The organism is Devosia sp. J2-20, from assembly GCF_055808475.1.
Map to the genome: position 1 here is coordinate 3,265,294 of NZ_CM147870.1, position 14,307 is coordinate 3,279,600.

Here is a 14,307-nt window from a genome sequence, read left to right on the forward strand (position 1 = left end):
CCGAGACCCCTCGCCATGCGTTCCAGCAAGTCCATTCACATCATCTCCTGCCACGCTGAAGGCGAGGTGGGCGATGTGATTGTCGGCGGGGTGGCACCACCGCCCGGCGATACGCTGTGGGAGCAGTCGCGCTGGATCGCCAGGGACCAGACGCTGCGCAATTTCGTGCTCAACGAGCCACGCGGCGGGGTGTTTCGCCATATCAATCTGCTGGTCCCTGCCAAGGACAAGCGGGCAGTGATGGGCTGGATCATCATGGAGCCCGAGGATACCCCGCCCATGTCGGGGTCCAACTCGATCTGCGTGTCTACCGTGCTGCTCGATAGCGGCATAGTGCCGATGACCGAGCCGGAAACCCGCATGGTGCTTGAAGCACCGGGTGGACTGGTCGAGGTGGTGGCGCAGTGTCGCGACGGCAAGGCGCAGTCGATCACCGTGCGTAATGTGCCCTCCTTCGTCGACAAGCTCGACGCCACCATTGAGGTGGAAGGCATTGGCACGCTGAATGTCGATACGGCCTATGGCGGCGACAGCTTTGTGATTGCCGACGCCAAGGCGCTGGGCTTTGCCATTCGCGAAGACGAAGCGCGGGAGATTGCCGAGACCGGCATTCGCATTACCCGCGCCGCCAATGAACAGCTGGGCTTCACCCACCCGACCAATCCGGAATGGGCGCATATCTCGTTCTGCCAGATCGCGGCACCGCTCGAGACCATTGAGGGTCGCTTGACCGGGGCCAATGCCGTGGTGATCCAGCCGGGCAAGATCGACCGTTCACCCACCGGCACGGGCTGTTCGGCCCGCATGGCGGTGCTGCATGCGCGCGGGTTGATGGGCGTGGGCGACGAATTTGTCGGTCGCTCGATTATCGGCTCGGAATTCTTCTGCAAGCTCGAAGCGCTGAGTGATCTGGCGGGCAAGCCGGCGATCATTCCCTCGATCACTGGCCGCGCCTGGATCACCGGGACGCGGCAGGAAATGCTGGACCCGGCCGACCCATGGCCGGCCGGTTATCGGCTGTCGGACACCTGGCCCAAGATCAGCTGATCAATCGCGATCTGCAGCCGTCAGGGCGACGGCAGCAGCCAGGTCTTCAAGCGCCGTGCCGACCGATTTGAAGGCGGTGATCGCCGTGTCGCTTTGACGCCCGGGATGTTCGCCACGGCACAGCATTGCCAGATCGGCCAGCAGGCTCTCCTGGGTAATGGTACCCGCTGCCATTGGGATGGTGATGTCGCCGGTTTCCTTGCTGGCGCCCTCAAAGGTATCAACGAAAATGCCCCCGGCGCGGGCCAGCACGGCATCATCGGCTTCGCGCATATCGGTGCGGAAGCTGCCGACCAGATCAACATGGGTGCCGGGACGCAGCAGCTCGCCGAGCACGATTGGCGTCTTGGCCAGCGTGGCGGTGCTGAGAATATCGGCATCGCTGACGGCGCTGGCGAAATCGGTCGTGGTGACGACATTGGGCGCGATGGGGCCCAGCTCGGTGGCCAGCGCCTGCGCCTTGTCGAGCGAACGGCTGCACATGGTCAGCTTGTCGATGGCGAAGATGGCGCAATAGGCCTGCGCCAGATTTTTGGAGACGCGACCCGTGCCCAGGATCACCAGATTGCGGGCGCTGGTGCGCGCCAGAAATGTTGCGGCCAGCACGGAGGCGGCGGCGGTGCGACGGGCGGTGAGTTCGCCACCATCGATCTGGCCGATAATGGTGCCGTTCCGGCCATCAAACAGCGTATAGACGCTGGCTACGGCGGGGAGGCCGACGGCGTCGTTTTCAGGAAAGACCGTCACCAGTTTGACGCCGATATGCTGGCCTGCCTGCCAGGCGGGCATCAGCAACAGATTGCCATTGATGGCATCGCCGCCGACATGCAGATGCTGGCGCAATGGCGCCTCCACCCCCTGGGCAAAAGCGGCCTTGAGCGCGGCAATCAGGTCAGGCCAATCAAGGCCCTCGCGAACGTCTTGTGCGGAATAGGTTTTCATCCCCCAACCATAGGCGAAGCGCACTGTTTTGTAACGCGTGGCCTGCCTTGGGGTGGCGAAATGTCCTAACGGCGTTTGAAGGTCGGAAAGCGCTTTTCCTTGAAGGCGGCGCGGCCTTCCCGGGCGTCGTCGGTGGCAAAGCAGATAGTCTGCAGATCGCGCTCATAGGTGATGGCGTCAGCAGTGGATTTGTCCCAGGCGGCGCGCAGATTGAGCTTGGCGGTTTCAGCCGCAATCGGGGCGCGGGCAGCGATGGCCAAAGCGATCTTTCTGGCTTCATCGAGCAGGCTGGACTGAGGCACAACGCGGCTGACCAGTCCCCAGCGCTCGGCTTGGAGCGCATCGATGGGATCGCCGGTCATGATCATCAGAGCGGCGTTGGACGGGCCCACCGCGTGGGCGAGATTGACCGCCATGCCACCACCGCCGATCCAGCCCAGCTTGATTTCGGGCGCGGCGAAGCTCGCCGTATCGGCAGCAATGCGGATGTCACAGGCCATGGCAGTTTCGAGCCCGCCGCCAAACGCATAGCCGTTGACCGCGGCAATGGATGGCTTGAGCAGCGCCCGGATCGCATCGCAATAGTCAGGGCGGTTGCGGAAGTTCCAGGGCGTGTCGTAATCGTCGAGGACCCGGATATCGGAGCCGGCCGAAAAGGCCTTATCGCCCGCGCCGGTGAGGATGACGCAGCGAATAGCATCATCGGTATTGAAACCCGTGACTGCCTCGACCAGCGCGCTGGCCATTTCGGGTGTCATGGAATTGAGCTTTTCGGGCCGATTGATGGTGATGATGCCAACAAAGCCGTCGCGCTCAATTTTGATGTTGTCGCTCATAACTGTCCCTCCTGCAGCACGGCTTTTGATGCCAGCAGCGCATCGATAGCGGCGTCGGCAAAACCAGCTTCACGCAGCACGTCGCGGGTGTGCTCGCCGGTCAGGGGCGCGCCGCGATCCACCGTCGAGGGCGTCTTGGAAAACCGGATCGGGAAGCCCGGGGTTTTGACATGACCTTCGGTGGGATGGTCATATTCGACAAAGGTGCCGTTGTGCTTGATCTGCTCGTCCTCGATCAGATCGGCATAGCCATAGACCGGGCCACACCAGATATCGGCAGCGCGCAGTTTTTCGAGCCAGGCGGCGGATGTATCGGTCTTGAGCCGCTCCCGCGTCCTGGCAAAAATCTCGTCGCGACGGGACCAGCAATCGACCTCGTCATCCATGTCGAGGAAGCTGGGTTCGCCGATGACCTCACCCAATGTCGCCAGCTTGGGGAAGGCGACAATGATGAATCCATCGCTGGTGGCGAAGGCACCATAGGGCGCCCGGATATAGACATGGGCGTGCGGTTCGGCCGAGCGGGTCTGTGGCTTGTTGCCGACCGAGAACACCGAGAGTTCCTGCATCTGGATGGTGGTGATGGCGTCGAGCATATTGACCGAAACCATCTGGCCTTCGCCGGTGCGTTCGCGGTGCAGTAGCGCGGCAAGCACGCCCTCAAAGGCGGTATAGGCCGTGATGGCGTCGACGAGATATTGTCCAGCGGGGGTCGGCGCTTCTCCGTCGCGGCCCGCCGAGAGCATGGCGCCCGACATGCCCTGGAGCACCAGATCCTGACCGGGGCGGTTCACATAGGGACCGTCTTCGCCATAACCGGAAATCGAGACATAGATCAGCTTGGGATTGATGGCGCTGAGGGTTTCGTAGTCCACGCCCAGCCGCCTGGCGACACCGGGGCGATAGTTCTGCAGGAAGACGTCGGCGGTCTTGACCAGCTCGATCAGAGCGGCCTTGCCATCGGGGTTTTTCAGATCCACCGCCAGCGAGCGCTTGTTGCGGTTGAGCGAGAGGAACGAGACGTTGACCTTGTTGCCCTGCGCCCCGCCCGCTGCAACATGGCGCTGCCATTCGCCGGTCACCGGTTCAACCTTGACCACATCGGCCCCCAGATCGCCCAGGCGCTGGGCCGCAAAGGGCCCGGCCATGGCGATGGAGCAGTCGAGAACGCGATAGCCGCTGAGAATACCCATGTGAGTTCCGGTCTGGTTAGTGCATGACCCAGCCGCCATCGACATTGATGGTCTGGCCGGTAATGAAGGAGGAAGCGTCCGAGGCCAGGAACATCAGCGCATTGGCGATGTCGGCAGGGCTGCCGCGACGCTGGATGGCCTGATGCTCGTAGATGCGTTTTTCATAGGCTGGCAGGTCGGGGTGGATCTTTTCGGCGTCGGTGGGGAAGGCGCCTGGTGAGATGGCATTGACGGTGATGCCATGGGCGCCAAATTCGCGGGCCCATGCACGGGCTAGCCCGATCAGCGCGCCCTTGGACTGCACATAGGGGGCCAGTTCGGACCAGCCGCCCGAAAAAGTCACCGAGGCGATATTGATGATGCGGCCACGGCCAGTGGCCTTCATGTGCGGCAACGCCACCTGCACGCAGACAATGCCGGCCTCGACATTGATGCGCTGGATCAGCTGGATTTCCTCAATGGTGAAATCCTCGAAGGGCTTGGACGGGTAGATTGCGGCATTGTTGATCACAACATCGAAGCCCCCGACCTGTTCGGACAGCGCCTCAAGCCCGCTGCGCAGACCGGCCAGGTCGGACATGTCGATCCTGGCCACAGTCAGACCGGGCAGGCCTTCTGCTGCAGCTTCAAGCGCGGCGATCTTGGCAGGGTCATTGTCGATGGCGACAACTTTTGCGCCGGTGCGCAGGAATTCGAGCGTCGTTTCGAGGCCCAGGCCACCGGCCGCGCCGGTATAGAGAATGGTCTTGCCGGCCAGTGAGCTGAAGGTGTCGGTGCTCATGAGCGGCCCTCCAGTTTGGCGTAGAAGCCCGAGGGCATTGGGTAGTCGCTGTCGGGCTGCCGGGCGATGGCGGCGATGCGCGCTTCAGAAGCCGCAATGGCCTGGGCACCATCGAGCACGCGGAAAATGGTGTCGTAGCGGCGCTCATCGCCGTGTTCGAGCCAGATCATTTCGCCGCGTTCGCGCGCCGCCAGATTGCCCAGAACGTGATGGGTAGAGGGCTCGATGCCCAGCGCATATTGGCCGGCCTGCAGGTTCTGCCACTCGAACTGACAGGGGAACTGCTCCTTGCGGGTGGTGACCTCAAAGCCCAGACCGATCCGGTCATTGACCAGCGCCACGGGGACTTCGCCGGCTACGTCGGCGCCCATTTCGTGCTGCCAGACCTGCTCGTGGAAGCCATGCTGGGGCGCGGGCAGCGTGCGGTAGCCGGACTGCTGTTTTTCATAGTCAGCGCCAGCATGAGCGGCCCAGACGACGTCGCGGATTGGCGCCAGATAGCGCGACCCGGCGTCGAGCACGGGGTGGCCGAGATTGATGTGGTAACACAGCATGTGCGGGGTCTTGTAGAAGCCGTGATTGACCACGCGGTCGCTCATGCGGATTTCATTGGTGCCCACTTCGGCTTCAATGCGGCGGATCAGATGCAGGTCTTCGCCAAACACGGCGGCCTGCTGCACCATACCCTCGGCCCAGAGGAAGCAGCGGTCACCCTCCCAGCGCTCGCCATAGCCGCTCATCTTGGCCGGGATCGTGCCGACACGGCCATGCAGGGAGTGGCTGACAGTCTCCTTGGGACCATAGACATAATTATCAGCGGGCACGTCGTTCATGAACAGGATGTGGTCGAGCCCGCAGGTCACCAGCAATCCGGAAAACGAACGTGCCCAGGCCAGACCGCCCTCGCCCTCATATTCGTGCAGGCCGGGATGGCGGAATCCGGCGGGCGAATTCCAGCCAATGGACTGGCCCTTGAATTCGCAATCGGCCAGATCAAAGGCGCGGTCGATCAGCACGGTGAAGCGCAGACCGGTGCCGGTGCGGAACTCGAGCATGCGGATGCCGCGCTCAAGCCCGTCGCCCAGTGTCATCAGGCGCACGCCGGCGAACTGGGACAACGCCCCTGCCCGCTCGGCGAGCGCACGACGCGACAGGTTTTCTCCAAACAGTTCAACCATGATGCCTCATCTCGTTGTGGTTTGCCGATGGCTCAATCGAGGTGAAAGATTTCGGGCAAATAGCTCCACCATTCCCCCGGCGCCGCGCTGTCGAGCGGGCTCTGACAGGGATCGGTAAGGGCTAGCCAGCGCTTGCACACATCTGTCTGGCCGAGCACGGCCATGTCGGCGGCAAAATCGTTGCCGCCATATTCCCAATAGCCAAACAGCAGGTTTTCCGGCTCGCGCAGATAGATCGAATAGTTGGCGATCTGCGCGGCCTTGAGCGCTGCGTTCATTTCCGGCCATGGCGCGGCATGCAGCCGTTTGTAGTCTTCAATACGCTCTGGCTTGAGCGCAATGACCATGGCCATGCGCTGGCCCATCAGCGCAACCGCATACCGGCGGCGTTGAACAGTCGGACCTTTTTGGGATCAAACCGGACCTCGATGGTATCGCCCAGACTGCAGCCACCAGCGCGCTGCTCGGCCACCACCGTCTCGCCGGTCTCGAGCACACCATGCACATAGGTGGTGGAGCCGAGCTGCTCGACCAGTTCAACCTTGAGCGGCAGTACCACACCGGTTTCGCTATCGAGATGCTCGGGGCGGATGCCGACGCTAACCTCGGCCCCGGACGTGACGTCGATCGGCGCATCAAATTCGATGCCGCCAACCGCGATGCGATTGGCTGGCAGGCCCTTGCCAGCGACGAAGTTCATGCGGGGTGAGCCGATAAAGCCGGCAACGAAAGCATTGGCGGGGTTTTCGTAAAGTTCAAGCGGTGAGCCGACCTGTTCGATCACGCCGCCCCGCAACACGACGATGCGGTCCGCGAGAGTCAGCGCCTCGGTCTGATCGTGGGTGACGTAGATCATGGTATTGCCCAGCGTCTTGTGCAGCTTGGCAATTTCCACGCGCATCTGGACGCGCAATTCGGCGTCCAGATTGCTCAGGGGTTCGTCGAACAGGAACACCTTGGGATCGCGCACGATGGCGCGGCCAATGGCGACGCGCTGGCGCTGGCCGCCCGAGAGCTGGCCCGGCTTGCGGTCGAGCAGTTGATCGAGCTGCAGTATCTTGGCAGCACGGCCGACCTTGTCGTCGATCTCGGCCTTGGGCCGATGCGCCATGCGCAGGCCAAAGCTCATATTGTCGGCCACGCTCATATGGGGATAGAGCGCATAGCTCTGGAACACCATAGCGACGCCGCGATCGGAGGGTTCCTCATCGGTGACGTCCTTGCCAGCGATATGAACGCTGCCATCGGTGACGTCTTCAAGCCCGGCGATGACCCGCAGCAGGGTGGACTTGCCGCAGCCCGAGGGGCCGACAAAGACCACGAACTCGCCGGATTCGATTTCCAGCGACACATCGCGGATGACGTCGACCTTGCCGAAGCTCTTGTGGATATTCTGCAGTGCGATTTCTGGCATGGTATCAGCCCTTCACGGCGCCAACGGCAATGCCGGAGACGATCTGCCGTTGGAAAATGATGTAGATGATGACGATGGGTGCGGCGGCCAGCACGATGCCGGCTGACAGCAGGGGCACATTGGTGGTGTATTCACCGCGCAGCGCGGCGATACCCACCATCAGGGTGCGCTTGTCCTGCAGCACCAGCAACGAGATGAGCACGTCGTTCCAGCAATAGAGCGTGTTGAGAATGCCCAGGGTGATCAGCGCGGGTTTGCCCATGGGCAGCATGACATGCCACCAGACCTGGATCAGCTTGGCCCCATCGATGCGGGCCGCCTCGACCAGTTCGCGGGGCAGACCGCTATAAAAGGCGGTCATCAGATAGACCGAGAACGGCAGGAAAAACGCGGTGTAGGAGATGATCAGTCCGACATGGGTGTTGAGCAGGCCCAGCCCGATAATGGTCTTGTAGAAGGGCACCAGCACCACCTGCACCGGGATCATCAGCGACGCCAGAATGACGATGAAGATCAGCTTGCGCATGGGAAAGCGCAGCACGGCCAGCGCAAACCCGGCCAGCGAGGACACCACCAGCAGCAGCGCCACCGCGCCGACGGTGACGATCACCGAATTGAGGAAATAGGTGTCGAGGTTGGAGCGGGTCCAGGCCTGCACGAAATTGTCGAAGGTCGGCGCTGTCGCCAGCCCGAAGCGATCCAGAATGTAGCTCTTGGAGGTCTTGAGCGCGTTGTTGATGGCGAAGAAAACCGGATAGACGCAGCTGAGCGCCAGCAGTGCCATGGGCACCGAGATGATCCAGAGAATGCGCTTTTCTTTATTGCCCGCAGCAGCCATGTCCGCCTCCTATAGATTGGCGTTGCGGTTCATGATGCGGATCTGGAGCCAGGCCAGCCCCCCCATCAAGACGAACAGCACCATGGAAATTGCCGCGGCATAGCCGGGCCGGTTCATCTTGCCCTGCTCGAGCCAGATGAGGAATTCGGGCATTGTGGTCGCTGTGCCCGGACCGCCGGCGGTCAGCACATAGATCAGGCCGAACATCGAGGTGAGCACGCCAATAGTGGTGACCACGGCAACGAATTCGATGATGGGGCGCAAGGCCGGAATGATGATGTGCCACCAGGTTTGGCCCAGCGAGGCGCCTTCGAGGCGCGCGGCTTCTATCATGTCCTTGGGCACCGTCGACAGCCCAGCCAGGAAGATCAGCAGGCTCATGCCGAAGGTGGACCACAGCTGTACCGCAATCAGGCTGCCCAGTGCGGTGGCGCCAGTGCCCAGCCAGTCGACGGCATTGATACCGAAAAATTTCAGCAGTGCATTGAGCGAGCCATCATAGCGCAGCACGACGTTGAAGATGGAGCCCACAATGACCGAACTGAGCACGGCGGGGAAGAAATAGACCGCCCGGAACAGCTTGCCGCCCGGCACACCCTGATGGATCAGGATGGCCAGCAACATGGGCAGCATTATCCAGATCGGCAGGGTTGCCAGCAGGATCACGGTATTAAGCAGGGATGCGTGAAAGGTCGGATCGCCGGCTATGGCGGCATAGTTATCCGCGCCGACGAAATCAGCCGTGCCCAGCCCGGTCGAATTGGTGAAAGAGAGCGCAAATCCCCAGATCAGCGGAATGATGCGGAATACCAGCACCAACAGTACCGCCGGCAGCACGAAGAGATAGGCAAAACGGCGTTCGGCGCGAGAGCCCTGCCGGGGCTTGCGTTTTCTGGTCATCGGCGCGGTCGTGGTGGTGGTCATTGATCAGCTTCCGGAATGGGTGGGGCCAAGGCCCCACCCGTGATCGTGCGTTCGATCAGCCCTGCGGCTTGGCTTCGGCCTGCACGGTATCGAGCCGGGCAGCTGCATCATCCACGCTGGTCTCGCCATTGAGCAAGAGCTGGCTCTGACGATGCCATTCTTCGAGCTCCTGAGCGGAGGCATTGGCATGAGCGGTCGGGGCACTCGATGTGCCCAGCCATTCCAGAATGGTCTTGATGGAAGGGCTGGCCAGACCGGAGGTATCGACCTTGGTATTGGCCGGCACAACGCCGGCAATGTTGACGAAGGTCTGGATCGGGCCGGGCGAAGCGAGTTCAGCAACAAAGGCCTTGGCCAGATCAACATTGGCCGATGCCTTGTTGACGCCGTAACCGATGCCGCCCGAGACGGGGACCTTGGGCTCACCCTCGGTCTTGTCGGCAGCGATGGTGGGGGAAGGATGGCGGAAGACGCCCAGATTGTCGGCACCGAGAAATTCGTCAAACTGCTTCCAGTGCGCCACGTCGGAGAGCAGGCCGATGGTGCTGGCTGCTTCGCCGCGCATGAACATCTCGTATTCGTCCATGAACTTGGCAGTGGAGTTGGCGCCCTGTGGGTACCAGCCATTGGCCTGGGTATCGACCCATGCCTGCAGGATCGCCTTGATCTGCGGGCTGGACCATTTCAGCTTGCCGGCGGTCCAGTCAGCCTGTTCCTGGGCGGTCAGCGAGGTGGCCGCCACAGAGGACAGGAAGAATTCGGCGCCGTAGCCTTCCTTGTTGCCCAGAGCAAAGCAGGGCACGGCGCCCTTGGCCTTGATGGCCTCGCACGCGGCTTCAAGTTCGGCCCAGGTGGTGGGCGGGTTTTCGGCATCAAGGCCCGCCTCGGTGTAGCGGCCCTTGTTGTAATAGACCACGAAGCCCTGCAGCGTCAGCGGCAGCGCATAGAGCTTGCCGTCGTCGCCAGCGAATTCTTCAGTGCCGATCAGGTCGGCGCCTTCGGCAGTCAGGTCGACCAGCGCCTCGATGCGGGCCTTGGCCTGGGCGCCACCATTCATCAGAAACACGTCCGGGCCCGCGCCCGAGGACAGCGCTGTACCGAGCAGGGTGTAATACTGGTCATTGGGCTGAAAGACATAGTTGATCGTGGCGCCGGGATGGGCGGCCTCAAAGGCGGTCTTGGCCTGATCGAAATAGGCTGCCGCTACCGGGTCGCCAGACTTCCAGTCCCAGACGGTAATTTCCTGGGCCAGCGTGGGGCTGGCTGCCAGCAGCGCGGAAAGCGCGACGAGTGTGTGAGTCAGTTTCATCATTGTCTCCTCCATGATGGGTGTCGGCAGCACCGGTTAACCCCGGCTGACTGCCAATTTCGGTGCGCTTCTGACGCGCGGATTGTGAGGGCCTCGCCCAGTTCGGCGCGGCTCAGCAATTTGGGGCGGCGCCATTGGGTGCGCGCGGTTTCGCTGAGCACCAGACCGTGGCCGGGACGATCGGGGGCATAGGCCCAGCCGTCGCGAATTTCGATGGGCTGGTCGACCAGATGGTCAAAGTTCTGGAAGGAATATTCCAGCCACTCGACCTCGGGCAGCGCGCAGGCGGCGTGGATGCCAACCTCAAGAAAGGTATTGCCGAGCGACACCGGCACACCCAGATCGGCGGCGAGCCAGCCAACGCGCATGACGTCGGTGACCTGACCATGGACGTTGAGAATGTCGGTACCACCAGCAGCCATCAGCGCGCGCTTGCCCGAGACATCGAGATACTCGCCCGAATTGATCTGGGTCCATGGTGCGCTTTCGCGCAGCAGGCGCAGGCCATCGATGTCGTGACGCAAGATGGGGTCTTCGACCCAGAGCAGATCGTAGCCGGCAGCTCGGAAGGCTTCGAGCTTGACCAGTGCCTCCTTGGCACCCCAGGCCTCATTGGCGTCGACCATGAATTGCGCGCCGGGCCGCACGACATTGGCAAGCAATTGCATGCGGTGCAGATCGCGCTCGAAATCGGCATGACCAACCTTGATCTTGAAGGCGGTGTAGCCGAGCTCGTCGGCATGGGCGAAGAAATCGGCAAAGGCGTCATCATCGAGATGGAAGTCGAGGCCACTGGCATAGGCCTTGACCCGCTCGCGCTGGCCGCCAAGCATTTTGTGCAGCGGCAGATTCACCTGCTTGGCCGCCAGATCCCAGAGCGCCACCTGCAGCGCCTCATGGAATGGCAGCGAGAAGCTCCGCTGTTTGCCGCCACGCGGCCGCCCGACACGATTGCACAGCGCCACGGGCGGCTGACCTTCTAGATCAGGCCAGGCTTCGGAGAGAAAAACGCGCTCGATTTCACTTTCGTCGGGCAGCGGATGGAACAAGGTCTGGATAAAGCCCAGGCCCACCTCGCCGCTATCGGCAATCAGCTCTAGGGCAGCTACATTGGCGTCGTCGGCGCGCACCTGGCTGTCGCCGATCACGCGATCACGGGCAAACTGGAAACGGGTAATCCTGAATTCGGTAATGCGCATGATGTTATTGATCGACCAATTCGTGTTACTGATATATCAGTGATACGAGTTGATAGACCATTGTTTGGAGGACCGCAAGTGGGTGCAGATGTAGCAGCAGGGACTGGGGGCAGCAGACGGCTCAGCGATGTGGCCTATACGCGCATCCTGGAAATGCTGTTCGCGCGACGGCTGCCTGCCGGCGCCTTCGTGTCGCAGAACGATCTGGTCAAGCTACTCGATATTCCGGTGGCGCCGCTGCGGGATGCGCTGAAAATCCTGGAAACCGAGGGCGTGCTGACCATTCATCCGCGCTCGGGTATTCAGTTCGTCAAGCCGGGGCTGGAGCTGACGCGCTCGACCTATCAGTTCCGCAGCATCATCGAGCGGGCGGCGGTTGCGGTCTATGCCGAAACGGCCGAGGACGCCGAGCTTGCCGAGATCGAACGCCGCCATCTGGCGCTGATCGCTGCCATTGAAAGCGACGGACTGACCGATGTGGGCAAGAGCGAACTCGAGAGCCTGGAGCAATTGCTGCACAACGCCATTATCGGGGCGCTGAACAACCCACTGATCGAAACCAGCTACAAGCGCATGCATAATTATCTGCGGCTGGTGCGGCTCGATCGCAAGCTGACCGCCCCGCTGGCGCAACGCTCGCTGCGCGAGCACATGCAGATCATCACCGCCTGCAAGGCACGCGATCCGGCGCAGGCCGAGGCGGCGTTACATGCCCACTTTTCGGCAGCCATGCAGCGCCATATGGGGCTGTTCTAGCCCTGGGACTGGCTTGCGGTGCGACCGTCAAGCACCCGGATCTGGCGGCGACAGGTCTCGGCGATCTTTTCGTCGTGGGTGGAGATCAGGAAAGTGGTCTGCTCGTTGTCATTGATCTCGGCGATCAGTTCCATCACCTGGGTGGCCGATTCCCGATCGAGATTGCCGGTGGGCTCATCGGCCAGCACCAGTTCGGGCTGGTTCATCAAGGCGCGGGCGATGGCGACGCGCTGTTTCTGACCGCCTGACAGCTTGGTGGCCAGAAAATCGGTGCGATCCTGCAGCCCCACCCGCGCCAGCAGTTCCCGGCCCCGATCGCGGGCGGCGCGTGTTTCGCGCCCAGCCGCCACAGCAGATGGAAAGATGACGTTTTCCAGCGCGGTGAAATCGGGCAGCAGGTGGTGGAACTGGAAAACGAAACCGATATGACGATTACGGAACTCGGTGAGGTCGCGGTCATCGGCAGTGGTCAGATCCTGCCCCAGCATGATGTGCTGTCCCGAGGTGGGCTTCATCAGCGTGCCCAGAATGGTCAGCAGGGTCGACTTGCCCGAACCCGACGGCCCCAGCAAGGCTGACAGCTCCCCGGTTTCCAGTGACAGATCAAGCCCCTTGAGCACGCGCGTTTCCGCATCCCCCTCGCCATAGGTCTTGACCAGATCGCGGACGTCCAGCAGCGCACTCATTGACCGATCACCGAAACGGGGTCGACGCGGGCTGCCGAGCGCGCGGGCAGGATGGAGGCGAGGATGGCGCCCAGGGTGGTCAGGCCGATGGCCAGACCATAGGCGCCCTGGCGCACATCGACCGGCAGGCCGCCGGGCGGGGCCAGTTCGGGGACCGGAAAGGGCGAGAGCGCGGCATAGCCGAGCCCGGCACCGATGAGACCGCCCAATATGCCGATCAGCGAGCCCTGGGTGACAAAAACAAAGATCACAAAGCCACGGCTGGCGCCCATGGCGCGCATGATGCCGATCTCGGGGCGGCGGCGATACGTGGAGAGCAGCAGGGCACTGGCCACGCCGATGACAATGGTGATCAGGGCAAAGGCCTTGATCAGGGTGCCCGAGCTGCCTTGCGCCTGCAGGCCAGAAAGCAATTGTGCATTGCCCTCGGTCCAGGAGGTCGCCTGCAGTCCGGTTTCAGCCGCGATGCGCGCGGCAAAGGCATCGGCCTGATCAAGATCATCGAGCTTGATCTCAATGCGCGAAATACCCTGCGGCAGTTCGAACAGGGTGCGGGCCGTGGCCAGGCTGACAAAGGCGGCGCGACTGTCGAGTGCATCAAGGCCAAGCTCGAATATGCCGCCAACCACGAGCGCGCGCTCGACGCCGCGATCAGACTGCAATCGGGTCACCTGCCCCACACCAATGCCGAGATCGTGCGCGAGCGTCTTGCCGATGATGACGGTGGAATTGCTCAGATCAGTGCTGCCATCAACCAGTGCGTTTTCGATATTGGCGATGGCGGAGACCTTGCCGATCTCAACCCCGGTCACGCCGACCGGAGCGGTCACCATGCCGCGCACCAGAAAGCCATTGCCGACAATCTGCTGGGAGGTGACAGCCACACCAGGCAATGCCTCGATCACCGGCACGAAGGCATCGGCGGTGCGCAATTGTTCGCGCTGATTGGTGACGCGCTGCTGCACCACCAGCACGCCGGCGCTATCGGGCAGCAGCGATACGGCATCGCGGCTGGGCGCCTGGACGGTAACATGGGCAATGTCACCAACCGTGCGCTGCACCAGATAGACGGCCAGGCCACCGATCAGCGCGCTCATGAAGATGAAAACAAACACGCCCACGGCCACGCCAGCAATCAATAGCCCGGTCTGGGCCTTGCTGGCGGTGAGATATCGCATGGCAATCTTGAGGCCGTAGAGCATTG

At 62.2% G+C, this 14,307-nt stretch carries 15 protein-coding genes; 2 read left to right on the plus strand and 13 right to left on the minus strand.

Going from position 1 to position 14,307, the window contains the following annotated elements; genetic code table 11:
* The first annotated feature begins 15 nt into the window (after window positions 1–15).
* A complete protein-coding gene (locus tag AC0L37_RS16110) occupies window positions 16–1,047 on the plus strand; it encodes a trans-3-hydroxy-L-proline dehydratase (protein WP_282222662.1) in 1,032 nt (343 codons plus the stop codon).
* On the opposite strand, the gene lhpI is transcribed toward AC0L37_RS16110, so the two are convergent.
* The 11 genes from lhpI to AC0L37_RS16165 all read right to left on the minus strand — a co-directional run bounded on the left by lhpI (window position 1,048) and on the right by AC0L37_RS16165 (window position 11,661).
* A complete protein-coding gene (gene lhpI / locus AC0L37_RS16115; protein WP_282222661.1) occupies window positions 1,048–1,989 on the minus strand; it encodes a bifunctional Delta(1)-pyrroline-2-carboxylate/Delta(1)-piperideine-2-carboxylate reductase in 942 nt (313 codons plus the stop codon). It abuts the gene before it with no gap.
* A gap of 65 nt (window positions 1,990–2,054) precedes the next feature.
* On the minus strand, window positions 2,055–2,825 hold the full coding sequence (locus AC0L37_RS16120; protein WP_282222660.1) for an enoyl-CoA hydratase/isomerase family protein: 771 nt from the start codon (window positions 2,823–2,825) through the stop codon (window positions 2,055–2,057).
* Window positions 2,822–4,018 carry a CaiB/BaiF CoA transferase family protein gene (locus AC0L37_RS16125; protein WP_282222659.1) on the minus strand — a complete coding sequence of 399 codons (1,197 nt, stop codon included), beginning with the start codon at window positions 4,016–4,018 and terminating at the stop codon, window positions 2,822–2,824. Before AC0L37_RS16125 ends, AC0L37_RS16120 begins: the two co-directional genes overlap by 4 nt.
* A gap of 16 nt (window positions 4,019–4,034) precedes the next feature.
* Window positions 4,035–4,799: an SDR family NAD(P)-dependent oxidoreductase gene (locus AC0L37_RS16130; RefSeq protein WP_282222658.1), complete on the minus strand. Its 765-nt coding sequence runs from the start codon at window positions 4,797–4,799 to the stop codon at window positions 4,035–4,037.
* Window positions 4,796–5,977, minus strand: coding sequence for an aldose 1-epimerase family protein (locus AC0L37_RS16135; protein ID WP_282222657.1), 1,182 nt, complete (start codon window positions 5,975–5,977; stop codon window positions 4,796–4,798). The genes AC0L37_RS16130 and AC0L37_RS16135 overlap by 4 nt, the downstream gene beginning before the upstream one ends.
* A 32-nt stretch (window positions 5,978–6,009) precedes the next feature.
* Entirely contained in the window at window positions 6,010–6,342 is a 333-nt protein-coding gene (locus AC0L37_RS16140) for an L-rhamnose mutarotase (RefSeq protein WP_282222656.1), read from the minus strand.
* The gene (locus tag AC0L37_RS16145; protein ID WP_282222655.1) at window positions 6,342–7,391 is read right to left on the minus strand and encodes an ABC transporter ATP-binding protein; all 1,050 of its coding nucleotides are present in this window, start codon (window positions 7,389–7,391) and stop codon (window positions 6,342–6,344) included. Before AC0L37_RS16145 ends, AC0L37_RS16140 begins: the two co-directional genes overlap by 1 nt.
* Before the next feature lie 4 nt (window positions 7,392–7,395).
* A complete protein-coding gene (locus AC0L37_RS16150) occupies window positions 7,396–8,229 on the minus strand; it encodes a carbohydrate ABC transporter permease (protein ID WP_282222654.1) in 834 nt (277 codons plus the stop codon).
* A gap of 9 nt (window positions 8,230–8,238) precedes the next feature.
* A complete protein-coding gene (locus tag AC0L37_RS16155; RefSeq protein ID WP_212659475.1) occupies window positions 8,239–9,153 on the minus strand; it encodes a carbohydrate ABC transporter permease in 915 nt (304 codons plus the stop codon).
* A 55-nt stretch (window positions 9,154–9,208) separates the two neighbouring features.
* A complete protein-coding gene (locus tag AC0L37_RS16160; protein WP_282222653.1) occupies window positions 9,209–10,462 on the minus strand; it encodes an ABC transporter substrate-binding protein in 1,254 nt (417 codons plus the stop codon).
* The gene (locus AC0L37_RS16165) at window positions 10,462–11,661 is read right to left on the minus strand and encodes a mandelate racemase/muconate lactonizing enzyme family protein (RefSeq protein ID WP_282222652.1); all 1,200 of its coding nucleotides are present in this window, start codon (window positions 11,659–11,661) and stop codon (window positions 10,462–10,464) included. The genes AC0L37_RS16160 and AC0L37_RS16165 overlap by 1 nt, the downstream gene beginning before the upstream one ends.
* 78 nt (window positions 11,662–11,739) lie before the next feature.
* On the opposite strand from AC0L37_RS16165, the gene AC0L37_RS16170 reads away from it, so the two are divergent.
* Window positions 11,740–12,417 carry a GntR family transcriptional regulator gene (locus AC0L37_RS16170; protein WP_269370553.1) on the plus strand — a complete coding sequence of 226 codons (678 nt, stop codon included), beginning with the start codon at window positions 11,740–11,742 and terminating at the stop codon, window positions 12,415–12,417.
* Here AC0L37_RS16170 and AC0L37_RS16175 read toward each other — a convergent pair.
* Together AC0L37_RS16175 and AC0L37_RS16180 are read right to left on the minus strand one after the other, a co-directional pair.
* On the minus strand, window positions 12,414–13,103 hold the full coding sequence (locus AC0L37_RS16175; RefSeq protein ID WP_269370552.1) for an ABC transporter ATP-binding protein: 690 nt from the start codon (window positions 13,101–13,103) through the stop codon (window positions 12,414–12,416). The genes AC0L37_RS16170 and AC0L37_RS16175 overlap by 4 nt on opposite strands.
* A complete protein-coding gene (locus AC0L37_RS16180) occupies window positions 13,100–14,305 on the minus strand; it encodes an ABC transporter permease (RefSeq protein WP_282222651.1) in 1,206 nt (401 codons plus the stop codon). Before AC0L37_RS16180 ends, AC0L37_RS16175 begins: the two co-directional genes overlap by 4 nt.
* Between the last annotated feature and the right edge of the window lie 2 nt (window positions 14,306–14,307).

Excerpts from the sequence above, each read along its gene's own strand:
- AC0L37_RS16120 (WP_282222660.1), bottom strand. The coding sequence starts at position 2,825 with ATGAGCGACAACATCAAAATTGAGCGCGACGGCTTTGTTGGCATCATC.
- AC0L37_RS16165 (WP_282222652.1), bottom strand. The coding sequence starts at position 11,661 with ATGCGCATTACCGAATTCAGGATTACCCGTTTCCAGTTTGCCCGTGAT.
- AC0L37_RS16110 (WP_282222662.1), top strand. The coding sequence starts at position 16 with ATGCGTTCCAGCAAGTCCATTCACATCATCTCCTGCCACGCTGAAGGC.
- AC0L37_RS16160 (WP_282222653.1), bottom strand. The coding sequence starts at position 10,462 with ATGAAACTGACTCACACACTCGTCGCGCTTTCCGCGCTGCTGGCAGCC.
- AC0L37_RS16125 (WP_282222659.1), bottom strand. The coding sequence starts at position 4,018 with ATGGGTATTCTCAGCGGCTATCGCGTTCTCGACTGCTCCATCGCCATG.
- AC0L37_RS16155 (WP_212659475.1), bottom strand. The coding sequence starts at position 9,153 with ATGACCACCACCACGACCGCGCCGATGACCAGAAAACGCAAGCCCCGG.
- AC0L37_RS16140 (WP_282222656.1), bottom strand. The coding sequence starts at position 6,342 with ATGGGCCAGCGCATGGCCATGGTCATTGCGCTCAAGCCAGAGCGTATT.
- AC0L37_RS16135 (WP_282222657.1), bottom strand. The coding sequence starts at position 5,977 with ATGGTTGAACTGTTTGGAGAAAACCTGTCGCGTCGTGCGCTCGCCGAG.
- AC0L37_RS16145 (WP_282222655.1), bottom strand. The coding sequence starts at position 7,391 with ATGCCAGAAATCGCACTGCAGAATATCCACAAGAGCTTCGGCAAGGTC.
- AC0L37_RS16130 (WP_282222658.1), bottom strand. The coding sequence starts at position 4,799 with ATGAGCACCGACACCTTCAGCTCACTGGCCGGCAAGACCATTCTCTAT.
- AC0L37_RS16180 (WP_282222651.1), bottom strand. The coding sequence starts at position 14,305 with ATGCTCTACGGCCTCAAGATTGCCATGCGATATCTCACCGCCAGCAAG.
- lhpI (WP_282222661.1), bottom strand. The coding sequence starts at position 1,989 with ATGAAAACCTATTCCGCACAAGACGTTCGCGAGGGCCTTGATTGGCCT.
- AC0L37_RS16150 (WP_282222654.1), bottom strand. The coding sequence starts at position 8,229 with ATGGCTGCTGCGGGCAATAAAGAAAAGCGCATTCTCTGGATCATCTCG.
- AC0L37_RS16175 (WP_269370552.1), bottom strand. The coding sequence starts at position 13,103 with ATGAGTGCGCTGCTGGACGTCCGCGATCTGGTCAAGACCTATGGCGAG.